This is a genomic window from Streptomyces sp. NPDC001407, from assembly GCF_042895325.1.
GTDB lineage: Bacteria > Actinomycetota > Actinomycetes > Streptomycetales > Streptomycetaceae > Streptomyces.
This window is the reverse complement of sequence record NZ_JBIAWF010000045.1, coordinates 1-21,830: the sequence shown is the minus strand read 5'-3', so window position 1 is coordinate 21,830 and position 21,830 is coordinate 1. Positions and strand designations below refer to the sequence as shown.

Genomic DNA, 21,830 nt, shown 5'->3' with positions numbered 1-21,830 from the left:
GGGGGGCGGGGCCCGTTGCCGGGTGCGGGTGGGTGGGCGCCTGCGGCGCTTTGTTCCCCTACCCCGCCCTTTCCCGGCTGCATCTCATGTGCGGCTCCGCCGCGTGGGGGGGCGCTGCCCCGGACCCCGAGCTGCGGGCCCGTTGCCTCCCCCAGCTACCTCCCCCAGACTCCGTCCGGGGGTGCCCCCAGAGGTGCCCCCAACGGGCTGAAAAGAAAAAGAATGGCGCACCCCACAGCCCGCACTCGCTCTCCGGCGGGAGGGGGTGGGGTCGGAGGGTGGGGTTCTGGAACGCGGTGCGTCTTGACGGCACTCAATACGTCTTACGGTGCCCGCACCGCGTTCCAGGTCCCCAGCCCGGAGGCCCCGCCCCCGGCACCCACAACCACAGCCCGGCCGGCGTTTGAGGCCGCTCGCCGCAGGCGCAACGGACCCGCACCCAAAAACCGCCCCCGCACCCAGCGGAAAGCGCACCCACCACAAACCCAGCCCGGCCGGCGTTTGAGGCCGCCCGCCGCAGGCGCACACAACCCGCACAAGACAACGGACCCGCACCCAAAAACCGCCCCCGCACCCAGCGGAAAGCGCACAAGCCCGGCCGGCGCCGAGCCGCACTCAAGGTGTAGCCGAAACCACCCGCGTCTCCACCCGCATCCCCACCCCCACCCGCCCCTCATCCGCGCACACACTCCACGCCCCCTCCACCCACCGCCCCACCCCGATCGTGGGGAGCGCGGAAGAGGACGGGAGCGTAGCCCGCTCGGCGCCGGTCGCGTCGAAGACATGCGTGGCGAAGGTGACCGTGCCGGTCGTGATGGGTCGGGGGCCCGTGTTCGTGAAGGTCAGCGTGACCTTGTCGCACCAGCGGCGTCCGGCGGGGTCCGGGGCGCGGTGGAGGGGGCCTACGCGCAGGGCGGGGCCCGGGCTCGGCGAGGGTGAGGCCGAGGGCGAGGCCGGCGGTGAGGCCAAGGATGAGGCCGAGGGTGAGGCCGAAGGTGAGGGCGGGAGCGGGATCAGTTCCACGCCGCCCAGTGGCGGAATCGTGCCTTCCGCGGGGTCGGCCGCAGTTGCGACATAGGGGTCCCGGTCGCTGCCGGCGCAGCCCGAGAGCAGGGCGGCCAGGACAGAGATCGCGAAGACCGGCGCCTTCCGTCGCATCGGCCCAGTGTGGCTGACGCAACGTCAGGTGTACACATCGGTGAGGTGAACGGTCCCCCGTTGAACCCGTCCTCAGTCCGCGATGAGCCCTTCGCGCAGCTGCGAGAGCGTGCGCGTGAGGAGGCGGGAGACGTGCATCTGGGAGATGCCGACCTCCTCGCCGATCTGCGACTGCGTCATATTGGCGAAGAAGCGCAGCATGATGATCTGCCGTTCCCGCGGCGGCAGCTTGGCCAGCAGGGGCTTGAGGGACTCGCGGTATTCGACGCCCTCCAGCGCGCTGTCCTCATAACCCAGCCGGTCGGCGAGGGAGCCCTCGCCGCCGTCGTCCTCGGGGGACGGCGAGTCCAGCGAGCTGGCCGTATAGGCGTTGCCGACGGCGAGGCCGTCGACCACGTCGTCCTCGGACACGCCGAGGCACAGAGCCAGTTCGGGGACGGTGGGGGAGCGGTCGAGCTTCTGGGCGAGCTCGTCGCTGGCCTTGGTGAGGGCCAGGCGCAGCTCCTGGAGCCGGCGTGGCACGCGCACCGACCAACTGGTGTCCCGGAAAAACCGTTTGATCTCGCCGACGACGGTCGGCATCGCGAAGGTCGGGAATTCCACCCCCCGTTCGCAGTCGAAACGATCGATTGCCTTGATCAGGCCGATCGTGCCGACCTGGACGATGTCCTCCATCGGCTCGTTGCGGCTGCGGAAGCGGGCAGCGGCATAGCGCACCAGCGGGAGATTGAGCTCGATGAGGGTGTCGCGGACGTACGTACGCTCCGCACTGTCCCGGTCGAGCGTGGCCAGCCGCAGGAACAGCGAGCGGGAGAGGGTGCGGGTGTCGATGGCTTCGCAGTCGTCGAGCACGGCGTGCGGTGCGTCGTTGGCGAGCACCTTCGCGCTGCCCAGGTCTACGGACATGCCACCCCCTTGAGGTCGCGGACGGGTCACAGCAACTTCCCTCGTACGAGGGTTCAGCCTCCACCTGAATACCGGAGGCCGGGCTGTGGCAAACGCAGTTCCAGCAGAATGTCACATGTCGGCAACACGCTGTAGCGTCAAGTCGACATATCTGCCCGCTGGCCTCAAGGGCTGTCACCCGTGAGGGTTACGCGTCGATTCGATTTGCGGAACGCAGCCGGGCGAAGCTCCGGGAGAGCAGCCGGGACACGTGCATCTGGGATACGCCCAGTTCGGCACTGATCTGGGACTGCGTCAGATTGCTGTAGTAGCGCAGCAGCAGGATGCGCTGTTCGCGCTCCGGCAGTTGTACGAGCAGGTGGCGCACGAGGTCCCGGTGTTCGACCCCGGCGAGCGCCGGATCCTCGTAGCCCAGCCGGTCCAGCAGGCCGGGCAGGCCGTCGCCCTCCTGGGCCGCCTCCAGGGAGGTGGCGTGGTACGAGCGGCCGGCCTCGATGCAGGCCAGCACCTCGTCCTCGGGGATCCGCAGCCGCTCGGCGATCTCGGCGGTGGTGGGCGTCCGCCCGTGCAGCACCGTCAGATCCTCGCTCGCGCCGTTGACCTGCACCCACAGCTCGTGCAGCCGGCGGGGGACGTGCACGGTGCGCACGTTGTCGCGGAAGTAGCGCTTGATCTCGCCGACGACGGTCGGCATCGCGAAGGTCGGGAACTGCACCCCGCGGTCGGGGTCGAACCGGTCGATGGCGTTGATCAGGCCGATCGTGCCGACCTGGACGACGTCCTCCATGGGCTCGTTGCGGCTGCGGAAGCGGGCGGCGGCGTAGCGCACCAGGGGGAGGTTCGCCTCGATCAGGGCGGCCCGTACGCGTGTGTGTTCGGGCGTGCCGGGCTGGAGGGTCACGAACTCCTTGAAGAGCACCTGGGTCAGCGCCCTGGCGTCCGCGCCCCGGCTCCTGGGGTGGTCCTCGGACTCGTCGCCGGAGTCGTCGCGGGCGGGGCCGGCGGCGGGGGCCGGCGGCGCCTCGGGGGCGGGCTTGTGGGCCTCGGCGGAGGCGGGGGGCTGGTCGCGCTGGAGGGGGGCTTCGGGGACGGTACGGGCCGACACGGTCACGCCACCCTTCACGGTCAACTCATCCGGCAAAAGCGGTCATAGCATCACAAGACATGTGCACTGTGTGCAAGCACCGCAAAGCGTCGTGTTGGGTGGCGAAAAAGGGCCCTTCGCCGGGGTCGGCGAAGGGCCCTCTGCGTCGTGCGGAGACGGGCATCCCGGCAGGTCGGCCGGGGTTCCCTCAGAACGGGTAGTCGGCGATCACCCATGTGGCGAATTCGCGCCACTGCGCCACGCCCGCCTGGTGCGCGGGGTGCCCGAGGTAGCGCTGGAGCGCGTCCGCGTCGTCGACGGCGGAGTTGATGGCGAAGTCGTACGCGATCGGCCGGTCCGAGACGTTCCAGCCGCACTCCCAGAACCGGAGCTCGGGGATCTCCTTGCCGAGCTCCTCGAACGCCTGCACGCCGGCGGCGACGCGGGGGTCGTCGCGCTCGACGCCCTCGTTGAGCTTGAACAGGACGAGGTGACGGATCACGGTTCTGCCCTCAGTTGATCAGCTGGGTCATAAACTCGCCGACGCTCTTGGCGGCGTCCGAGATGCCCTCGAACCCTATCTGCACGAGTTCCGCCGACCGCGCCGGGGAGTGGATGATCGTGTACGCCACAAAAATGATGACGGCGTAGAGCGCGATCTTCTTCGCCTGTGCCACGACCCCACAGCCTCCCCTGCTGTCCCCGGTGCCCCTATGGACGCGAGAGTCTAACCGCACGTATGGGCGAAAGGCTGGACCGGTGGCCCCGGCGGAGACGGTTCCTCACGGCACCTTTAAGGACCAAAGGCCCGCCAAGGGGGGTCCTTCGGCCGCCGGGCGGGTCGGGCCGTGGCGGGAGGATGGGAGCAAGCGCGCTGGATCTGGCAGGAATCCGGCGGGCCAGGGACATGGGCCTCACTGCGGGGTCCGGGCCGCGCTTCCCCCCGACCGCGGCCCGTACTTGGAGGACCGTGTCCTCATCGGGGGGAAGCGGGCGCCGTGACCTGGTGCCCGCTTCCCCCCGTCCTTTTCCTCGCCCGTTCACCGGCGGGCCACCGCGATGCCCCGCGCGCCTCTTGTGGCGCGCCGCGCACTTCTGTTCGTTCCCGCACGCGCCTGTGCCCCTCAATGCACCAAGAGCTCTCACCCTTGCGGCGAAGGTGAGAAGTACGTACTGCCGGGGCACCAGAAAGGCATACGGCATATGCGGGCCGAGGGAGGTCGGTGAGGGGCGACATGGGCGCGGACGAACCCGTCTTCGCCATGCGGGAGCGCGTGGCGTACGGCGCCATCATCATTGAACTGCACGGGGAAATCGACATCTTGGCGGAGCAGGTGCTCGGGCCGCGCATGGACGCGCTCACCGAGCGGTTCCGGGCGGACGTCGTCATCGATCTTCGCCGGGTCACTTTTCTGGACGCGAGCGGATTGCGGCTGTTGCTCCGGGCGCGGCGGCGGATGCTTGAACGGGGTGGGCGGCTTCGGCTTGTCCGGGGGGTGCCTCGGGTTGTGCGGGTTCTTCGGCTCGCTGGGGTGGAGGGGGTGTTCGCTGTGGTGGATTCGTTTCCGGCGGGGGCGGAGGATGGCGCTGGGGCGGAGGATGGGAGTGTGCCGGCTTAGGGGGGCGGGTGCGGGTCGGCTGCGCCTGCGGCGGGCTTTTTCCCCAGCCCCGCCCCTTCCCGAAACTGGGGCGCGTGCCCCAGACCCCCGGCTGCGGGTGCGTTGCCTCCCCCAGCTACCTCCCCCAGACTCCGTCCGGGGGTGCCCCCAGAGGTGCCCCCAGCGGCGGGAGCTCCCCCAGCTACCGCTGGGAGGTGCCCCCAGCGTGCGCGTCCTCAAACGCCGGACGGGCTGAATGCGTCCCCGGAAACCGGGCTTCGCCCCGGACCCCTTGACCGCGCTTCGCGCGGTGTCCTCAAGCGCCGGACGGGCTGGAATTCGCGGACCGTAGTCCATAGATCTTCAGCCCGTCCGGCGCTCGTTCAGCCGCCCCTCGTCGTCAGGCCCAGCAAGCGGACCCGTCTTGCCTGGGTGTGGAGTTCGCCCCTCGCGTTCTGGGGGATGAGGACCACCTGGCCCGCGTGGGCGTTCACCGGAGGGGTTTCCTCCAGGGAGAGGGTGATGTCGCCCTCCAGGACGATCAAGGTCGTCTCCGTGTCCGGGGGTGGGGTGAGGCGGAAGCGTTCCGCTTCGCAGAGTTGCCAGTGCTGGGCGTCGTCGCACTCGGCGTGCAGGACGCCGGACGGGACCATGCGTTCCAGGATCGCCGTGGCGGAGCCGGTGGCGGGGGCGAGGATCACTTTTCGGGCCTCCTGCTCGTGACGTCCAGGGTGACCGGGATGCACCGGTCCGGATCGCGCAGCGTGAAGAGCGTGTGCGCGCCGGTCGGGATCGGGATGTCCGGCGCCGGGCACGCGGGGTCGGCGTCCACGTGGACGACCAGTTCCGTGAACGGGGCGTACGAGCCGCTCCGTTCCGCCGCCGGGACGTCCACCAGCTCCAGGCCGCGGATCGCCCCGGACAGCAGCCCGGTCATGTCGACCGCGCCCGGACCGACCAGGTCCAGCACCACGGGTGCTCCGCTCATGACCGCTCCCCCTTTTCCGTGGGCCCGCACCACGTCGCCCGGCACGCCGCGGCCGTGAAGCCGGGGCCGAAGCCGATGAGGACGCCGGTGTCCCCGGTGGCGGGCGGTTCGTCGTACGTGCGGGCCAGGACGTCGAGCACGGCCACGGCGCCGAGGTTGCCGCGCTCCTGGAGGCTCTCCCAGGAGTGGCGGGTGACCTCGGGCAGGCATTCGAGGCCGGTGGCGAGGTCCGTCAGGATGCGCGGGCCGCCCGTGTGGGCGACCGTGAACTGCGGCTTCCAGGCGCCCGTGTCCGCCCCGAGCCAGTCGCGCAGGTGCGGCATGAGGTCACCCACGCCCTTGAGCGCGGCCGGGGTGCTGCCGAAGTGGAAGCCCCGGTCGTCCAGCGTCATCTCGTAGCGCTCGGTGCTGTCCGGCACGACGTACTCCCAGGTGTCGTCCACCCGGAACGCCGGGCCCGCCGGCCGGGCGTCGGAGACGACGCAGGCACCGGCCGAGTCACCGAACAGCGCCTTGTAGATCATCGCTTCCATGCTGTCGTCGCTGTGCTGGTAGACCGAGCTGAGGATCTCCGCGGCCACGACGAGCACGCGCTGCCCGGGGTGGGCGGCGAGGAACTCGGCTGCGCGTACGAGCGCGTGGGCGCCGCCCGCGCAGCCGAGCTGGGTCATGGGGATCCGGCTGACGGTGGAGCGCAGCCCCAGGGCGTTGACCAGGTGGACGTCCAGGCCCGGGACGGCGAACGCGGTGGCGTGGGTGGTGATCAGGCAGTCGACGTCCAGCGGGCCGAGGCCGCCGGTGTCGAGGGCCTCGCGCGCGGCCCGCTCGGCGAGCTCGCACAGATCGGCGTAGGCGTTCGCGTTGCTCTCCGCGGCCGGCCGGTCGGCGGCCACCGTGGCGAGCGGACGGGCGAAACGACGGCGCTGGACCCCGGTCGAGTCCAGGACGCGCAGGATGGCCGGGAGCCGGGGGTGTTCGGGATGCGCGCGGACGATGTCGTCCTGGATCTCCTTGAGCGTGACCTCGTGGGGTGGCAGTGCGACGACCGGGCGGTTGACGTAGATCATGACTGCTCCGTGGTGGGAAAGGCGCCGTTGTTCTGGGCCGTAGGTGGTTCTCCGGGCGGTGTGGGGGTGCCGGGGCTGCGCGGCCCGCGCGCGCCGGACGGGCTGGATCCGCACGATCCAGCCCGTCCTGGGCGCTGCGGGGTCGCGGGCGGGTCAGGCGATCGAGCCGCCGCCGTCGACGAAGAGGGTCGTGCCGGTGGTGTACGGGTTGCCTGCCACGAAGACGACGGCCTCCGCGATGTCCTCCGGCTCGCCCACGCGCGCGACGGGCAGCCGGCCGGTCGCGCCCTCGTACATCGCCTCGCGCTTCTCCTCGGGGAGCGTGTCCCACAGCGGGGTCTTGATCAGGCCCGGGGAGACCGCGTTGACGCGCAGCGGCGCGTACTCCAGGGCCAGGCCGCGGACCAGGGCCTCCAGGGCCGCGTTGATCGCGCTCTGGAGCGCCGACGCCTTTCCGGGGCGTACGGACAGATAGCCCGTGACGAGCGTCAGCGAGCCGGACGGCCGGACGGACAGGGCGCGGGCGAGGCGGTACGCGCCCCAGAACTTGCTGTCCATCGCGGCATAGGCGTCCTCCAGCGGGAGGGTGTCGACCCGGCCCATGGGGGTCTCCGCCGCCGATATGACGACGTGGTCGAATTCCCCTGCCGTCGCGGCGAATTCCTCGACCGAGGCGTTGTCCGTGATGTCGAGGGACTGCCCGCCGGCCCGCTCGCCGAGCGTGGCCAGTGCCGCGTCGATCTTCTCCTTCGAGCGGGAGGCGATGGTGACGTCGGCGCCGAGCGCCGCGAACCGCCGGGCGGTCGCCAGGCCGACGCCCGAGCTCCCTCCGACGACGAGGACGCGCTTTCCTTGGTATTCGGTCACGGTGCGGTGCTCTCCTGTAGTGAGGGGACCCGGTGTTCCAGGTCCTCGGAACGCGAACGGGAATAGCTCTCGCGGTTCAGCTCGGTGATCTGAACCGATATGTCGCAGGAGGTCTCCGACATCGTCCGGTGGAAGTGCCGGCCCAGCACGCGCAGTGCTTCCTGGCTGATCCGGCGCTTCGCCTCCGGCGGTTTCCCGGCGAAGGTGCGGATGTCGAGGTTGACGAAGGCCTGCTCGTAGGTGCCGTCCCCGATGAACGCGTTCAGGCGGACGGCCCTGCTCTTGAAGTCCTGGACACGGAAGCCGCCGACTTCCGAGAGCGCGGCATGCAGTTCCTTGAAGAGGCCCTCGACGTCGACCTGTTCGCGGATGTTGCCCGAGTGTTCGAGCATGAGGTGCGGCATGCGGATTCCTTTCTTGCGGGTGGTGATGCCGGCGTATACCTCCTCTTCTGGCTTGCCTTTGGGGCATCTACCGACGGCGGATACGCCGGCATGGCAGAGCGGCGTCCCTTGCAGGGGGCGCCGCTCTGGGGTTTGTGGGGTGCGGGTCGGCTGCGCCTGCGGCGGGCTTTTTTCCCCAGCCCCGCCCCTTCCCGAAACTGGGGCGCTGCCCCAGACCCCGATGTGCGGGTGCGTTGCCGCCTGCGGCGGGAGCGCACTGCGTGCGCGTCCTCAAACGCCGGACGGGCTGATTTCAGCCCGTCCGGCGTTTGAGGACAATGCGCGAAGCGTGTTGCGGGGTCTGGGGCGGAGCCCCAGTTTCGGGAAGGGGCGGGACTGGGGAAGAAAGGCCCCCGCCCCGCGGGCGATTACTCGGCTGCGACCGCTTCCTTCACCGGGGTCGCGGCGGGAGCCGTCGCCGCCTTGACCACGCGGTGGATACCGAACGCGCTGAGCAGGATGCAGGCGATCAGTGCCGCCACCGCCCAGCCCAGAGCCGACTGGAGGCCGGAGGTGAACGTGTCGGAGTCCGCGTGGCCGACGATCAGGCCCATGACGGCCACGCCGATCAGGCCGCCGAGCTGGCGGGAGGCGTTGAGGACGCCGGAGGCGATGCCGATGTTGCCGCTGTCGACCGCGGAGAGCATGGCGTTGGTCATGGCCGGGACGACCAGGCCGATGCCGAAGCCCGCCACCAGGAACTGGATGACGATCGCGAGGTAGGAGCCGGCGTGCACGGCCGGGAGGGTCGCGAGGTAGCCGACGGCGGCCAGGGTGCTGCCGGTCATCAGGACCGTGCGGGCGCCGTAGCGCTTGGCGAGCGGGCCGCAGGCCAGGTTGGCGATCATGATCGTGGCGGTCATCGGGAGGAACGCGAGGCCGGCGACGATCGGGGAGTAGCTCCAGGCCGTCTGGAAGAAGAGGCTGAAGACGAAGATCAGGCCGTAGAAGGCGAAGTTGACCAGGACGCCGATCAGCGAGGTGGAGGTGAACGCCTTACGGCTGAAGAGGTGCAGCGGCAGCATCGGGTCGCTGCTGCGCTTCTCCGCGGCGATGAAGGCGATGGTCGCGACGACGAAGACCACCAGGGAGGTGATGACGAAGGTGGAGCCCCAGCCCTGGCCGTTGGCCTCGATGATGGCCGCGGTGAAGGTGCCCAGGGCGACGACGGCCAGCACCTGGCCGAGCAGGTCGAAGGAGCGGCGCGGGGCACTGGCGTCCCGGACGGTGCCGGGGGCGTTGACCTGGGTCAGCCAGATGCCGGCGATCGCGATCGGGACGTTCACGAAGAAGATCGAGCGCCAGCCGAGCTGGTCGATGAGCACACCGCCGACCACCGGGCCGAGGGCGAGCGCGAGACCGCCGGCGGCGGCCCACAGGCTCACGGCCTTGGCGCGCTCGGTGGCGTCCGGGAAGGACTTGTTCACGATCGACAGCGAGGACGGGACGATCATCGCGGCACCGAGGCCCTGGATCACCCGGGAGATGATCAGCGCGACCAGCGTGGTGGAGGCGCCGCAGGCGAAGGACGCCACGGCGAAGAGCGCGAAGCCCACCTGGTAGATCCGCTTCGGGTCGAAGCGGTCTCCCAGCGAACCGGTGGACAGCAGGAACGCGGCGAAGGTGAGGGTGTAGCCGTTGATCACCCACTCCAGCCCGGAGAGGCTGCCGCCGAAGTCCTTGCTCAGCGCGTCGGTCGCGACGTTGACCACGCTGACATCGAGGATGACGACGACGAACCCGAGGCAGGCCGCGAGCAGCGACAGCTTCCTTTTCGCAGTACTGGGTTCACTCTGGGACATGCCTATTCCTAAGGTCGGTCGGAAGGGGTGAAGGAGAAGTCGGGACCGGGGCGGGCCGGGGGAGTACCCGCCCCGGGGTCGGCGGGAGCCGGGGACGCACGACTCGAATAGACTGTTCGACGTGAGGCGAACAAGTAAACTGTACGCAGAACATCGAACACTTTGCAATCGTTCGTCAGGAAGGCCGTCATGACCAGGGAAAACGCCGCGGCGACCGCGCCGCATCGCACTCCACCTGAGCACGTCCATCCCCGGGACGTGGCCTTGGAGACCGCGCTTGCCGCGCTCTCCGACCCCGTACGGCTCACGCTCGTGCGGGAGTTGGCCGGAAGTGAGGACTGGGAACGCACCTGCGGCAGCTTCGACGTGCCCGTCCGCAAGGCCGCGCTGAGCCATCACTTCGCGGTGCTGCGCTCGGCCGGGCTGATCGAGCAGCGCGACGCGGGCGCGAAGCGCATCAACCGGCTGCGTAAGGCCGAGTTCGAGGAGTGCTTCCCCGGGCTGCTCGACCTCGTCCTGCGGGACGCTGCCGTGCGACCGGGACTGCCGGGCTAGCGACACTGCCGTACGGCGGGCGCGGCCGCGGGTCCTCCCCGGGCGCCGCGCCGGCCGCCAGGGCGACCCGCTCGCGCAGCAGCTTCGCCGTGCCCTCGACGACGGCACGGTCGACGCTCGGCGTGCCGTACGACAGTGCCAGGCCGAAAGCGCCCCGGAACGTCGAAAGGTGCAGCACCACACCGTAGTTGGCGCCCGTGCGGTTGACCACCGTACGGAAGCCGGTCACGCGCTCCACGTGCGCCCCCAGCGAGGCGTCGACGGGGCCCACGTTCGTGATGCAGATGCCCGGCGAGCTGTCGGCCGCGGCCGTGGCCTCGACCGCCGCGCGGATCTCCCGGTGCTCGCGGACCACCGGCCGCCAGGCGGCGTCGGCCGCCCGGAAGCCGTCGCGGTACGCCTGGGCGTGGTCCTTGAAGCCCGCGCCGTCGAGCCGCAGCGGCGCCCGTACGACGCTGATGTAGCAGCCCAGGTCGGTCAGGTGCTCCGTCTCGGCGTAGCGCCGGCGCAGCGAGACGGCCGTGAAGAAGTCGACCTCGTCGCGGCCCGTGGTGAGCGCGAACGACTCCGCGAGCGCTGTCGCGAAGAACTGATTGACCGTCAGTCCTCGGCGGCGACAGTACAGTTTCACCGCGTCGGACTCCGTCGCCGTCAGGTCGACGGGCACGAACGCGGCGCCTCTTTCCGGCCACGGCGCGCGGACCGCGAAGGGGATCGGGTCCGCGGGCGCCTCCGGCACGGCGGCCGCCTCGGGGGTGTCCGTGGCGGGCGTGCGGTACGTCAGCTCGTCGCCGTTGCGGGAGAAGGGCTCCGGACCGGCGTCCTCGGGCGCGCCGAAGAGCTCCTCCAGCAGCACCCGCAGCGTGCCACCGGTGGAGTGGCCGTCGGATATGGCGTGGTTGCGGGTGAAGTAGAGGTGCGTCACCCCCGCCCGCCGGTCGGCGGCCGCCCGCAGCCGCCACAGCGCGCCGCCCGTGGGCAGGACGTCGTTCAGCTCCTCGCCCTGGAGGTCCTCGGGCGTGGCCCCGGCGGGCAGCTGCCCGTGGCGCAGCTGCTCCGGCTCAGGTTCCGGGCCCTCGCGGAACCACAGCGAACCGTCCCGCTCCTCGATGCGCGCCCGCAGCAGCGGCAGCCGCCGCGCCCAGCGCCGGACGGCGGCCTCCAGTTCGGCCTCGCCGAACAGGGCGTCGACGCTGACCCAGGTGGTGACCTGCGTGTTTCCCTTGAGCAGGCCGTGGGTGTAGGCGAACGCGGCCTCCACGTCGCTGAGCTTGCGGATGAGCTCCACGGTCACTCCACCGGCCTTTCGGAGCCGTCCCACGTGATCACGTTCGTCAGGGTCACGCCGTGGCTCGCCACGTCGATGGTCAGCCGGTCGCCGTCGCCGATGCGGAAGCCGGCGTGGAAGCTGCTGCGGTCCGCGCCGATGAAGACGTAGTGGACGCGGCCGGGGTGGTGCAGCGGGGGGTAGGAGAAGAGGTGCTCCATCATGCCGTCGAGGCGGTAGGCGAGGGCGTCGGTGCCGGTGGTGAAGCCGCCCTCCCACGCCGTCACGCCGTCCCGCTCGACCGAGACCTTGCCCGTGACCGAGCGCGGCGGCTCACCGGAGAAGAACCAGGGGGAGACGGCCGCGTCGCACAGCTTGGCGTACGAGAGGTGGCCGTTGTTGCGCTTGAACCTCCCGATGTCCGTGAGGTCGTTGCCGAAGGTGTAGCCGACGTAGCGCGGGACGCCGTCCTCGTCGTCGACGTAGAGGAGGACGACCTCCGCCTCCTCGCACACGGCGACGGCCGCGGCGGGCACGGTCAGCGGGTCGCCGGCGACCTTGAGCGAGGTGCCGAGGCCCTTGAAGAACCAGTTGGGCTGGGGGCGCTCCCCGTCCTCGCCCGCCTCGTCGGTCACCTTGACGTTGTGAGTCTGCATGAAGCCGCTGACCAGCGCGTTCCCCAGTTCCGTGGTCAGCAGCGGCGGCAGGTGGCGGACCTCGTGGCGGCGGTCGGCCGGCACGGTGACGGCCACGCCCCCGGCGGTGACGGCGGCGGCGAACGCGGCAGGGTCGTAACCGGCGGCCGCCAGCTGCGCGCCGAGGTCGTCACCCGCCGTCCGGTAGAGGTGCAGCGGTGCTCCGTCGGCGGGCTCGTCGAAGCCGATGAGCCGCTCGCCCTGGTACGTGCATGCGAAGAACTGTGTCACGGCGGAACGCCCTCCAAGGCGTCGGTGAACTCCCGTCGGGAGCCTGTGGGTTCGGGGGGGGAGGAGGGGGGAGAAGGGGGCCGGGGCGGGCGGTGGCAGGGGAGGCGCCCGCCCCGGGGTCGCGCGGCCGCTCACTCCATGAGGATCTCCACGAGCGCGGGCTTGCCGTTGGCCTTGATGAACTCGACCGCCTCGCGGACCGTCGGCGCGATGCCGGCGACGGCCTCGACCCGCGGCAGCGCGTGGATGTTGTACGACCGCGCCAGCGTCACGAAGTCCACCGGGTTGTCGTAGAAGCTCGTCGCGATGTGCGCGCGGTCGATGTCGCGGTCGCGGTTGCCCGCGATGCGCTGCGCGTGCTGCGTCGAGTTCAGGTAGAGGCGGTTGTTCATGACGATCGTCAGCAGCGGCACCTCGTACGCCGACAGCGTCCACAGGGCGCTCGGGGTGTAGAGGAAGTCGCCGTCCGACTGGAGGTCGATGACGATCTGCCCGTCGTCCTTGTGGGCGAGGGCGGCGCCGACCGACGCGCCGAGACCGTAGCCGAGGCCGCCGCCGCCGTTGAGGCCGAGATAGCTCTGCGGGCGCTCCAGCGGCCACAGCTTCTTGACCCAGCCGTCGATGGTGAGGCTGCCGGTGTTGGCCAGCACCCAGGTCTCGTCGCGGACCGCGCGGTGGATCTCGTCCACGGCGGCCGCCACATTGATGATCTCGTTGCCCTTGGCCTCCTCGGCCCGGTCGGCCCACTCGGTGCGGGCGCGCACATGGGCCGCGGAGATCCGCTTGATCCGCTCGTCCCGGCGGGCCGTGAAGGCCGGGGTGGCGAAGGAGGCGTCCTCGACGCGCTCGCGCAGCGCGGTGACGCTGCCGAAGGCGTCGGCGGCCACGGCCTGGTCGACCGGCACGAACTGCTGGTAGTCCGCGGCCCACTTGCTGGTCAGCAGGTCGTTGGCGCCGATGGTGACGACGTGGGCGCCGTTCGCGGGCCCGCCGTGGTCGTCGAGCTCCAGGAACGAGCCGAGCGCGCCGGCGAGGTCCTGCACCTCCAGGGCGAGCACGAGGTCCGCGTCCTTCAGGAAGCCGGCGTCCGCTCCGGAGAGGTTGAGCTCGTGGGTGCTGGGGAAGTTCAGCCGGTTCCCGCGGTCGACCACGGCCAGGCCGAGCGACTCGGCGAGCGCGGTCAGCGGGGCGACCGTGCGCGGGTCCTGACCGGAGAAGTCCGTGATCAGCACGGGCAGTTCGGCGTCCCGCAGGCGGGTGGCGAGGCCGTCGGCGGACAGGGCGTCCAGCGGCGGCAGCTCCGTCGCCGCCGCGGCGGACTTCGGCAGCAGCCGCACGTCGTCCTGGAGCGGCTGCTCCTGGATGTCGAAGTCCAGCGCCACGAAGACCGGGGCCCGCATCGGCGTGTTCATCAGCTTGAAGCCCCGGTAGAGGGACTCGATGGTGGCGCGCTGGCTGGTCGGCTGGTCGCACCACTTCACATAGTCCTTGACCACGGACTCGATGTTCTGCGAGGTGTGGATCCAGTCGATCCACGGCCGGCGCTTGCCCGCGTCGAGCGGGCCGTTGCCACCGAGGACGAACAAAGGCACCCGGTCGCACCAGGCGTTGAAGATGGCCATCGAGGCGTGCAGCAGGCCGACGTTGGCGTGCACGAAGACGCCCATGTGCCGGTTGCTCGCCTTGTGGTAGCCGTGGGCGATCGCGACCGCGATCTCCTCGTGGCAGGCCATGACGATCTCCGGGGCGATCTCGGCGTTGTCCTCGTGGACGAGCGAGTCGTGGACGCCGCGGAAGGACGCCCCGGGGTTGAAGGTCACGTAGTCGATGTCCTGCTGGCGCAGGAACTCGACGATCACGTCGGAGAAATACTTGCTCATGCCTCGGCCTTCGTCGCAGCCACCAGGGGCTGCCATCGGTCGGTGTCCCCGGCGTAGCCGAGCACTGCCCACTCGTGGGCGCTGTCGTCGAGTGCCATCCCGAACCCGGCGCCGTGGACGGGCGAGAGGGTGTTGGCGGCGCGGTCCACCACGGGCGGCGGGGTGACGATCATCCGCTCGAAGAAGCGGTCCGACTGGCCCGCCTCCACGGTGATCGCGTCCCGGTGCCGGAAGGCGAGCTGCCGGCCCGCGGCGATCAGCGGCCCGGTCTCGGCGACCTGGACGCCGATCTGGAACGCGATGCCGTGCTGCCGCGCGAAGTCGATGATCTCCACCGAGTTCAGCAGGCCGCCGCACTTGGCGACGCGGATGTTGAACGCGTCCGCCGCGCCGGTGCGCACTGCCGTGCGGGCGTCCTCCAGTGAGCACAGCGACTCGTCCAGCATGATCTCCACGCCGGTGGCGAGCCGCAGGTCGCGCAGCTCCGTCCAGGCGCCCTTGCGCAGCGGCTCCTCGATCAGGGTCGCGCCGCACCCGGCGAGCAGCTTGATGTGGTGCAGCGCGTCGTCGTAGGACCAGCTCATGTTGGCGTCGACCATCACGGGGACGTCCGGGCCGAGCGCCTCGCGCAGCGCGGTGACGGTCCGGGCGTCGCGCTCGATGTCGTCGGACGCCTTGACCTTCACGAAGTGGAACGGGCCGCGGGTCGCCAGGAACTCCTCCACCCCGGTGCCCAGGTCGATCACCTGGGACACGGGCAGCGGTTCCCCGGCGGCCCGGCCGGGCCCGGCGGGGCGGATCATCTCGCCCACGCCGAGCCCGAGCCGGTGGCCGAGGAGATCGAGCACCGCGGTCTCCAGCAGGCAGATCAGGTTGTTGCCGCCGGAGATCTGGAAGGTCCGCGCGAAGCCGTCCCGCCGCAGCAGGCCGAGGAGTTCGGCGCTGTCCTCCGTCCGCAGCCGCTCCAGCAGGCGGCCCATGGGGACCCGCTGGAGCTCCGCGCGTACGCCCTCGACACTCTCGCCGGTGACGTACGGGCGCGGGGCGCACTCGCCGAGCCCCTCCGCACCGCCGGCCGACAGCCGCAGGACGAGGCTGTCGGACCGGCGGCGGCGCGCCGCCGGGTGGTCGAAGCCCACCCGCATCGGCAGCGCCACGTGATACAGCCGTGCCTCATCCATGGTGGTCCAGGCCCGGTATCAGGGTGAAGGTGGACGACCAGTTGACGAGGCTGGTGCGGGCCTCGGTGTAGTGGAGATAGTGCTGGTGGGTGGGGAACTTGATGATCCCGCCGCGGCCGTTCGTCATCTCGATGAACGTCTTGTGGGCGTCGTCGAGATCGACGATCGGGTCGGTCAGCCCGGAGACGTAACCCACCGGCACCGGCGGCAGCTCGCGCGCCGGCTCCATGTAGAGCTTCTCCAGGCCGAGGAGCGTGGCGCGGGAGCGTCTGGTCAGCTGCCGGACGGCGAGGTCGTCGTTGTCGATGTAGTGCTGGTACTTCACGTTGTCGGTGAAGTCCGAGGACTTCAGCCCCGCGTCCCACAGCTCCGTGCTCGTCTCCTTCGCCAGTGCCTCGCGCTCCTCCTCGGAGAGGGTGGCGTGCAGCTTGCCGAGCCAGGTCGAGCAGAAGACCGCGGAGTCGTAGCGGACGTCGAAGTCCTGATGGTGCATCAGGGCCGCGAGGAAGGAGCCGCCCAGGCAGTGCCCGAAGAGCTGGAGGGGCACCTCGTCACCGATGATGCAGCGCACCGTGGCCAGGGCCGCGGCGTAGTCGCCGAGCACGGTCTCGACGTCGGGGATGTCATTGCGCTCGCCTTCGCTGATGCCGCTGCCGCGGCGGTCGAGGACGAAGAGCGCGATGTCGTTGTTCGCGTACTGCGGGCCGACTTCCCACAGCCAGCCCGCATGACTCTGCAGGCCGTGGAAATAGAAGATCGCGCCCTTGAGGTTCTTCGGGCGCCACAAGTGCAGCGCGAGGTCGGCGCCGTCGCGGCGCACGTGGATGATCTCCTTGCGGCTGTTCTGCGGCGGGCGCTTCAGCTCCAGCATGTGTGCCTCTTCCCGGTGTCAGTCGCCGACGATGTCGGCCACGAAGTCGATGTCCTGCTGAAACGGCTTGTACTTGTACTGGGTCGCGTTGCCGGCGGCCCGGCGGCTCTCGACGTACGCGTTGATCGCGTCGTGCGGCACGGTGACGACCTCGATGGGCCGCAGCCGCCCGCTGTCTCGCTTGGAGGCGTACTCGATGTTGATCGTCTTGAGCTCTTCGTCGATCCGCTCGGACAGCGCGGCGTCGACGCCCTTGTCGCTGCCGTGGCTCTCGACGAGGGCGACGTAGTTCGGCGGCTCGCCCCACTTGGGGCCGCACATGTACAGCCCCATGTCGAGGCCGAGACCCGCGACGCCCTGCTCCAGGGCCTGCGTCACCTGCGCCTCGGTGATCTTCTCGCCCGTGAAGGAGTGGAAGACGCCGTCACGGCGGAGGAAGTGGATCCACGGCACACTGCCCTCGACGCGGTCGACGTGGTAGATGTCGCCGGTCCACAGCCGGTAGAGGCCGTTGCCCTGCGACATGATCAGGTGGTAGTCCTCACCCGCCTCGACCTCGTCGAACAGCAGCGTCTCGACGGACTCGCCGCGCTCCACCAGCTCACCGAGCGGCACGCTCGCCGGGACGAACTCGTAGAACGCCTGGTTGATCGCGAGCGGCTGGCTGAGCGGGGTGTCGTCCACCGGGATCGTGGTGACGCCCTCGGTGCCGCAGCTCATGAAGGGCAGCTTGGCGACGCCGGGGAAGACCGCGTCGAGCTTGCTCTGGTAGAGCCGGGCGGAGGCCGAGAGCCAGCAGCTGTAGAGCGTCAGCGAGGGCCAGACGTCCTTGAGGCTGAAGCCGGGCTTCGCCAGCACCGCTTCGAGGTGATCGGCCGCGGCCGCGTCGGGCTCGCCCCACGGCTCGCCCTCCACCGTGCCCTCGCGCAGGTCGCGCACCAGGCTCTTGCCGTGCACCTCGATGAGGTCGCGCAGCGAGATCAGGGTGCTGGGGTTGATCGACGAGATGTAGTGCAGGTTCTTGCCGAGGAGGTGGCGGATGCGGTGGTACATCCGGCCCTCGTGGGTCGTCGGCGTGTCCGGGCCGAACCACGGCGCCTCGTACCACGGCGGGTTCCAGTCCCGGGTGTTGATCTGCGGGTGGCGGTTGCTGACGGCCTGGTGCTCCACGCCGTGCACGAAGTCGCTGACGTCCTCGCGGACCGTCTGCGTGTCGAGCGTGGCGTAGGGGTGCGCGAGCAGCTCGGGGTGGTGCTCCAGATAGGTGCCCCACATCGCCTTCATCGCCGGGATGCGGTAGGTCAGCAGCCAGTGCAGCGTGTAGGGGACGCGCTTCGGGGTGCCGGTCGTGCCGCTGGTCTTGAGCCAGCGCAGGACCGGGCTGCACGTGAGGGTGCCGCCCTTGGTGCGGGTCTCGCGCTCGATGACCTCGGCGAAGTCGTCGTAGCGCATGATCGGCACCGTCTTGCGGAAGGACGTCGCGTCCTTCGCCAGGGCGTCGTAGCCCCGCTCCTTCCAGTGCAGCGACGCCGCGCTGACACCGATGATGTCGTCGAGCACGCGCTCCTGCGCCACCTGGGGGTTCTTGAGGTCCGCGAGCAGCTGCTCGTGGGCCAGGCGGCACTCCTCGATGAAGCGGCCCCGGCGCGCCTTCCAGTGTTTCTGCCAATCCGATATGGACATGTCCACTTCTCTCCGCATGGGTCGACTGGGTGAGGGAGGGTGAATCAGAAGTCCTGCCGTCGCAGCGGCCGGGCAGGGAAAGGCCGAGCACCGGCGGTGGGGGGCCGCCGGTGCTCGGTGGTACGGGGTGGGATCGCTGGTCCGGGCCGTTTCAAGGGGGAGTTACGGCCGGGCGGGGCGCCACGTCGTCGGGGCGCCGGGCGGGTCAGCGGTCGATGAAGGCCATCATCCGCTCGTTGTAGCGGGGACCGGCCACCTGCGAGGAGTCGACGGCGTCCTCGATCTCGCGGAGCAGCTCCGCGTCGAGGCGGACGTCGGCGGCGGCGAGGTTCTGCTCCAGGTAGGTGCGGCGCTTGGTGCCCGGGATGGGCACGATGTCGTCGCCCTGGTGCAGCACCCACGCGATGGCCAGCTGCGCGGGGGTCAGCTCGTGCCGGGCGGCCACGTCCTTGATCTTCGCGGCGATGGCCATGTTGTGGTCGTAGTTCTCGCCCTGGAGCCGCGGGTCGTGGCTGCGGAAGTCGTCCTCGGGGTAGTTCTCGGCGCGGTCCACGCTGCCGGTGAGGAAGCCGCGGCCGAGCGGACAGAACCCGACGAGCCCGATGCCCTCGGCGCGGAGCAGCGGCAGCACGCCGTCCTCCAGATTGCGCTCCCAGACCGAATACTCGCTCTGGATCACGGACAGCGGGTGCACGGCGTGGGCGCGGCGGATGGTGTTCTCACCGGCCTCGCACAGGCCCAGATAGCGGACCTTGCCCTGCGCGACCAGCTCCGACATCGTGCCGACGACGTCCTCGATCGGGACGTCGGGGTCGACGCGGTGCTGGTAGAGCACGTCGATGTGGTCCGTGCGGAGCCGGCGCAGCGACGCCTCGACGACCTCCACTATGTGCTCCGGGCGGCTGTTCACCGAGGCGGTGGAGCCGTCCTTCATCTTCATCGGGAAGCCGAACTTGGTGGCGATCACGACCTGGTCGCGCTTGCCCTCCAGGGCCTTGCCGAGCAGCTCCTCGTTGTCGAAGGGGCCGTACGCCTCGGCGGTGTCCAGCATGGTGACGCCGAGCTCCAGGGCGCGGTGGATCGTGGCGATCGACTCCTTGTCGTCGGTGGCGCCGTACCACTGGCTCATGCCCATGCAGCCGAGGCCGATCTGCGCGACCTCGAGGCCCTGGCTGCCGAGCTTGCGGTGTTCCAGCAACGTGCTTCTCCGTTCGGGTGGTTGTTCTTCGGGGCGGTGTTCTTCGGGGCGGTGCGTGCCGATGACGTGCTGTGCCGATGACGTGCGTGGGGGGCGTACGTGTACGGGGCGTTGTACGGGGCGAGGGGCGGGCCCCGGTGCCGACGGGGGGAGCGGCACCGGGGCCGGGCGGGTCCGGCCGGCGCGGGGGAGGGCCGGCCGGGGTCTCAGGGGCGCGATCCGCGTACGAGCTCGGCCAGTTCGTCGAGGTCGTACGTGGCGCGCCGGGCGGTGCCGTAGCGGGTGATGCGCCCGCGGTGGGCCCACTGGCGGATGGTGCCCTCGGTGACCCCGAGGGCGAGGGCGGCGACATTGGTGGGTACGCGGCGTGCGCGCTCCGCGGGTGTCATACCGCCGCCACCTCCTTGCGGAGGTCGCCCAGCCGGAGCCACATGCTCGGGGGAAGCGTGTGCCCGGCGTCGCAGACCAGGCCGCGCAGTGCCGCCTTGCTGCTGCCGATCGAGGAGATCGTCACCGTGCCGTGGCAGCCCGCCTCGGGGCAGGCGCCGACGGGGGTCGGCTCCACGGGATCGGGGTCGATCACCCGGCGCATGGTGCCGACGAGCAGCATGATCTCGTCGGCCACCTCGCCGGCGGCCGGGTGGCCCGCCAGCCAGGCGAGCTGGGACCGCAGGAACGCGGCCAGCGCCGGGACGGTGCGTGCGGGGGGTGTCGCCAGGGCCCGCTCGTCGACGACGAGTTCGGCCCAGGAGACCAGGGTGCACAGGGCGCGGTCGCGGACGCTCGCGGTGTGCGGGTCGATCGGCAGGCGGAGCGTGCGGCTTCCGGAGACGCGCGGTGACATCCAGGCCCGGCCCGGACCGCCCAGCTCGTCGTCGCTCTCGGCGTAGAGACCGGGGAGCTCGGCGAGCTGATCGGCCAGCCGCTCCCGGCAGGGCCCGCAGAGGCGGGAGCCCGTGCCGGTGCGCCGGGTGCGGGGGCGGGGGTCGTCGTGGTCCCGGCGGCACCGGGGCGATGCGCACAGGGGGGCGGCGGTGGCGGCGGTGGCGGCCGGGGTGTCCGCGAACGCGGACACCTGGGCCGACCGGGCCGGCCGGGATTCCCGTGCGACGGGGGCCTGTGGGTTGGTCACCAGTCCCATCTCCTGTTCATCCACTGTTAAATACCCTCCCGAAGGAATGTTTTCAGCTTGTGGGTATCCGCTGGGGAGGGTCAAGGGAATTGAGCGAAGGACGCGTTCAACGTCGGGGTCCAGAAGACACAGTGGCTCGCGAAGAAGCGTGACACATGTGCGGCGCGGTGCGCAACCCCCGTTTTCCGCGGCTGTGCTGATTGCGCGTCATGCCAGGTCACGGGGCCTCTCCCCAGGAGCCGAGGGCGAGTTGGGGGTGCGGGCTGAGGAGGTCCAGGAGCATCGCCCAGTCCTCCTCCAGGGGCGAGAGGCGCTCGTCGAGCGCCGGGGCGCCGGGTGCGTAGGGGGCGCCCCAGGCGACCGCCAGGAGCAGCCGCACGATGCGGTCCGGGGCGTACGAGTCGAGGATCGCCCCCTCCTCCTGGCCGCGGCGCGCGAGGACCGCCAGGCAGTCCCTGATCTCCGTCAGCGTCCTGGCCCCCCGGTCCGAACTGAGCCCGCCGTCCGCCAGCAGCCGCAGCGCCGCCCGCATCCGCACGTCCGACTCCAGCCTCCTGGCCAGGCTCAACGCCGCCGCGAGCAGCGTCGCGGGCGCCGGCCTCTCCAAGTCCCCCCAGGTCCTGCGGATGTCGTCCCAGGCGTCCGCGAAGTGCTGGAGCATCGCGTGTGCCAGGTCCTCCTTGGACGGGAAGTGGGCGTAGAGGGCGCCCTTGGTCATGCCGATGCGGGTGGCGACCGTCTGCAGGGCGGTATTGGCGTAGCCGCGCAGGGCGAACTCCTCGGCAGCGGCATTGAGTACATGTTCCCTGGTCCGCCGGGCGCGTTCCTGGATCACCGGGTCCTCCGTTTCTCTTCGTGGCCCCCGTGGTTGTGGCAAAAGATACCCCCTGGAAGGAATGTTTTATCCCCTCAATGCGAGGAGCGGGCTGGATCGGAGTCCAGCCCGCTCGGGGTTTGTCTTTTGGGGTGTGGGGTGTGGGCGCCTGCGGCGGGACGCCCTTCGTGGGGTTCGCCGTTGTCGGGTGCGGCTTGGACGCCCTTCGGGCGTGGCCTCAGACGCCGGCCGGGCTGGGTTGGTGGTGGGTGCGCTTTCCGCTGGGTGCGGGGGCGGTTCTGGGTGCGGGTCCGATGTCTTGTGCGGGTTGTGTGCGCCTGCGGCGGGCGGCCTCAAACGCCGGCCGGGCTGGGTGTGTGGTGGGTGCGCTTTCCGCTGGGTGCGGGGGC

The 21,830-nt window shown here is 70.7% G+C and carries 23 protein-coding genes; 2 read left to right on the top strand and 21 right to left on the bottom strand.

Annotated elements, in window-relative coordinates:
* Positions 1 to 615 precede the first annotated feature (615 nt).
* The 5 genes from ACFY1P_RS34345 to ACFY1P_RS34325 all read right to left on the bottom strand — a co-directional run bounded on the left by ACFY1P_RS34345 (position 616) and on the right by ACFY1P_RS34325 (position 3,825).
* Positions 616 to 1,158, bottom strand: coding sequence for a hypothetical protein (locus ACFY1P_RS34345; protein WP_390752916.1), 543 nt, complete (start codon positions 1,156 to 1,158; stop codon positions 616 to 618).
* 72 nt (positions 1,159 to 1,230) lie between these two features.
* Positions 1,231 to 2,064: an RNA polymerase sigma factor SigF gene (locus ACFY1P_RS34340; protein WP_116212976.1), complete on the bottom strand. Its 834-nt coding sequence runs from the start codon at positions 2,062 to 2,064 to the stop codon at positions 1,231 to 1,233.
* Between the two features lie 187 nt (positions 2,065 to 2,251).
* A complete protein-coding gene (locus tag ACFY1P_RS34335) occupies positions 2,252 to 3,175 on the bottom strand; it encodes an RNA polymerase sigma factor SigF (RefSeq protein ID WP_390752915.1) in 924 nt (307 codons plus the stop codon).
* A 181-nt stretch (positions 3,176 to 3,356) separates the two neighbouring features.
* Complete coding sequence (locus ACFY1P_RS34330; RefSeq protein ID WP_361532764.1) at positions 3,357 to 3,650, bottom strand: Dabb family protein; 294 nt, start codon at positions 3,648 to 3,650, stop codon at positions 3,357 to 3,359.
* 10 nt (positions 3,651 to 3,660) lie between these two features.
* Positions 3,661 to 3,825 (bottom strand): hypothetical protein, encoded by a 165-nt coding sequence (locus ACFY1P_RS34325; RefSeq protein ID WP_361532767.1) that lies wholly within the window; start codon positions 3,823 to 3,825, stop codon positions 3,661 to 3,663.
* Positions 3,826 to 4,383: 558 nt separating this feature from the next.
* Here ACFY1P_RS34325 and ACFY1P_RS34320 point away from each other — a divergent pair.
* Positions 4,384 to 4,767, top strand: coding sequence for an anti-sigma factor antagonist (locus ACFY1P_RS34320; RefSeq protein ID WP_390752914.1), 384 nt, complete (start codon positions 4,384 to 4,386; stop codon positions 4,765 to 4,767).
* Between the two features lie 362 nt (positions 4,768 to 5,129).
* Here the strand turns inward: ACFY1P_RS34320 and ACFY1P_RS34315 are convergent, their stop codons facing one another.
* From ACFY1P_RS34315 to ACFY1P_RS34290, 6 genes are all read right to left on the bottom strand, one after another.
* Complete coding sequence (locus tag ACFY1P_RS34315; protein ID WP_361532773.1) at positions 5,130 to 5,447, bottom strand: cupin domain-containing protein; 318 nt, start codon at positions 5,445 to 5,447, stop codon at positions 5,130 to 5,132.
* A complete protein-coding gene (locus ACFY1P_RS34310) occupies positions 5,444 to 5,734 on the bottom strand; it encodes a hypothetical protein (RefSeq protein WP_390752913.1) in 291 nt (96 codons plus the stop codon). Before ACFY1P_RS34310 ends, ACFY1P_RS34315 begins: the two co-directional genes overlap by 4 nt.
* Positions 5,731 to 6,801: a PhlD gene (locus ACFY1P_RS34305; RefSeq protein ID WP_361532779.1), complete on the bottom strand. Its 1,071-nt coding sequence runs from the start codon at positions 6,799 to 6,801 to the stop codon at positions 5,731 to 5,733. Before ACFY1P_RS34305 ends, ACFY1P_RS34310 begins: the two co-directional genes overlap by 4 nt.
* Positions 6,802 to 6,954: 153 nt before the next feature.
* A complete protein-coding gene (locus ACFY1P_RS34300; RefSeq protein ID WP_361532782.1) occupies positions 6,955 to 7,668 on the bottom strand; it encodes an SDR family oxidoreductase in 714 nt (237 codons plus the stop codon).
* The gene (locus ACFY1P_RS34295; RefSeq protein WP_361532785.1) at positions 7,665 to 8,072 is read right to left on the bottom strand and encodes a hypothetical protein; all 408 of its coding nucleotides are present in this window, start codon (positions 8,070 to 8,072) and stop codon (positions 7,665 to 7,667) included. The genes ACFY1P_RS34300 and ACFY1P_RS34295 overlap by 4 nt, the downstream gene beginning before the upstream one ends.
* Before the next feature lie 407 nt (positions 8,073 to 8,479).
* Positions 8,480 to 9,913 carry an MFS transporter gene (locus tag ACFY1P_RS34290; RefSeq protein WP_390752912.1) on the bottom strand — a complete coding sequence of 478 codons (1,434 nt, stop codon included), beginning with the start codon at positions 9,911 to 9,913 and terminating at the stop codon, positions 8,480 to 8,482.
* A 189-nt stretch (positions 9,914 to 10,102) separates the two neighbouring features.
* On the opposite strand from ACFY1P_RS34290, the gene ACFY1P_RS34285 reads away from it, so the two are divergent.
* On the top strand, positions 10,103 to 10,468 hold the full coding sequence (locus ACFY1P_RS34285) for a helix-turn-helix domain-containing protein (protein WP_361531807.1): 366 nt from the start codon (positions 10,103 to 10,105) through the stop codon (positions 10,466 to 10,468).
* On the opposite strand, the gene ACFY1P_RS34280 is transcribed toward ACFY1P_RS34285, so the two are convergent.
* The 10 genes from ACFY1P_RS34280 to ACFY1P_RS34235 form a co-directional block, all read right to left on the bottom strand.
* A complete protein-coding gene (locus ACFY1P_RS34280) occupies positions 10,371 to 11,789 on the bottom strand; it encodes a hypothetical protein (RefSeq protein WP_390752911.1) in 1,419 nt (472 codons plus the stop codon). The two genes, ACFY1P_RS34285 and ACFY1P_RS34280, sit on opposite strands and share 98 nt — an antisense overlap.
* Positions 11,759 to 12,661 carry an FAH family protein gene (locus ACFY1P_RS34275; RefSeq protein ID WP_390752910.1) on the bottom strand — a complete coding sequence of 301 codons (903 nt, stop codon included), beginning with the start codon at positions 12,659 to 12,661 and terminating at the stop codon, positions 11,759 to 11,761. Before ACFY1P_RS34275 ends, ACFY1P_RS34280 begins: the two co-directional genes overlap by 31 nt.
* A 131-nt stretch (positions 12,662 to 12,792) precedes the next feature.
* Positions 12,793 to 14,541, bottom strand: coding sequence for a thiamine pyrophosphate-binding protein (locus tag ACFY1P_RS34270; protein WP_390752909.1), 1,749 nt, complete (start codon positions 14,539 to 14,541; stop codon positions 12,793 to 12,795).
* A complete protein-coding gene (locus tag ACFY1P_RS34265; RefSeq protein WP_361531795.1) occupies positions 14,538 to 15,722 on the bottom strand; it encodes an enolase C-terminal domain-like protein in 1,185 nt (394 codons plus the stop codon). The genes ACFY1P_RS34270 and ACFY1P_RS34265 overlap by 4 nt, the downstream gene beginning before the upstream one ends.
* Positions 15,715 to 16,593, bottom strand: a complete 879-nt coding sequence (locus ACFY1P_RS34260) for an alpha/beta fold hydrolase (protein WP_361531792.1) — start codon at positions 16,591 to 16,593, stop codon at positions 15,715 to 15,717. Before ACFY1P_RS34260 ends, ACFY1P_RS34265 begins: the two co-directional genes overlap by 8 nt.
* Before the next feature lie 18 nt (positions 16,594 to 16,611).
* Entirely contained in the window at positions 16,612 to 18,276 is a 1,665-nt protein-coding gene (locus ACFY1P_RS34255) for a GH3 auxin-responsive promoter family protein (protein ID WP_361531789.1), read from the bottom strand.
* A gap of 205 nt (positions 18,277 to 18,481) precedes the next feature.
* Positions 18,482 to 19,471 carry an aldo/keto reductase gene (locus tag ACFY1P_RS34250; protein WP_361531813.1) on the bottom strand — a complete coding sequence of 330 codons (990 nt, stop codon included), beginning with the start codon at positions 19,469 to 19,471 and terminating at the stop codon, positions 18,482 to 18,484.
* Between the two features lie 209 nt (positions 19,472 to 19,680).
* The gene (locus tag ACFY1P_RS34245; RefSeq protein ID WP_116212992.1) at positions 19,681 to 19,863 is read right to left on the bottom strand and encodes a hypothetical protein; all 183 of its coding nucleotides are present in this window, start codon (positions 19,861 to 19,863) and stop codon (positions 19,681 to 19,683) included.
* Positions 19,860 to 20,606 (bottom strand): OvmZ protein, encoded by a 747-nt coding sequence (locus ACFY1P_RS34240; protein WP_390752908.1) that lies wholly within the window; start codon positions 20,604 to 20,606, stop codon positions 19,860 to 19,862. Before ACFY1P_RS34240 ends, ACFY1P_RS34245 begins: the two co-directional genes overlap by 4 nt.
* A gap of 217 nt (positions 20,607 to 20,823) precedes the next feature.
* Positions 20,824 to 21,441 (bottom strand): TetR family transcriptional regulator, encoded by a 618-nt coding sequence (locus ACFY1P_RS34235; RefSeq protein WP_390752907.1) that lies wholly within the window; start codon positions 21,439 to 21,441, stop codon positions 20,824 to 20,826.
* Positions 21,442 to 21,830 lie beyond the last annotated feature (389 nt).

Bases quoted from the DNA above. Each gene is read 5' to 3' on its own strand.
- ACFY1P_RS34345 (WP_390752916.1), bottom strand. From the start codon at position 1,158: ATGCGACGGAAGGCGCCGGTCTTCGCGATCTCTGTCCTGGCCGCCCTG.
- ACFY1P_RS34340 (WP_116212976.1), bottom strand. From the start codon at position 2,064: ATGTCCGTAGACCTGGGCAGCGCGAAGGTGCTCGCCAACGACGCACCG.
- ACFY1P_RS34320 (WP_390752914.1), top strand. From the start codon at position 4,384: ATGGGCGCGGACGAACCCGTCTTCGCCATGCGGGAGCGCGTGGCGTAC.
- ACFY1P_RS34310 (WP_390752913.1), bottom strand. From the start codon at position 5,734: ATGAGCGGAGCACCCGTGGTGCTGGACCTGGTCGGTCCGGGCGCGGTC.
- ACFY1P_RS34305 (WP_361532779.1), bottom strand. From the start codon at position 6,801: ATGATCTACGTCAACCGCCCGGTCGTCGCACTGCCACCCCACGAGGTC.
- ACFY1P_RS34295 (WP_361532785.1), bottom strand. From the start codon at position 8,072: ATGCCGCACCTCATGCTCGAACACTCGGGCAACATCCGCGAACAGGTC.
- ACFY1P_RS34290 (WP_390752912.1), bottom strand. From the start codon at position 9,913: ATGTCCCAGAGTGAACCCAGTACTGCGAAAAGGAAGCTGTCGCTGCTC.
- ACFY1P_RS34285 (WP_361531807.1), top strand. From the start codon at position 10,103: ATGACCAGGGAAAACGCCGCGGCGACCGCGCCGCATCGCACTCCACCT.
- ACFY1P_RS34270 (WP_390752909.1), bottom strand. From the start codon at position 14,541: ATGAGCAAGTATTTCTCCGACGTGATCGTCGAGTTCCTGCGCCAGCAG.
- ACFY1P_RS34265 (WP_361531795.1), bottom strand. From the start codon at position 15,722: ATGGATGAGGCACGGCTGTATCACGTGGCGCTGCCGATGCGGGTGGGC.
- ACFY1P_RS34260 (WP_361531792.1), bottom strand. From the start codon at position 16,593: ATGCTGGAGCTGAAGCGCCCGCCGCAGAACAGCCGCAAGGAGATCATC.
- ACFY1P_RS34255 (WP_361531789.1), bottom strand. From the start codon at position 18,276: ATGTCCATATCGGATTGGCAGAAACACTGGAAGGCGCGCCGGGGCCGC.
- ACFY1P_RS34245 (WP_116212992.1), bottom strand. From the start codon at position 19,863: ATGACACCCGCGGAGCGCGCACGCCGCGTACCCACCAATGTCGCCGCC.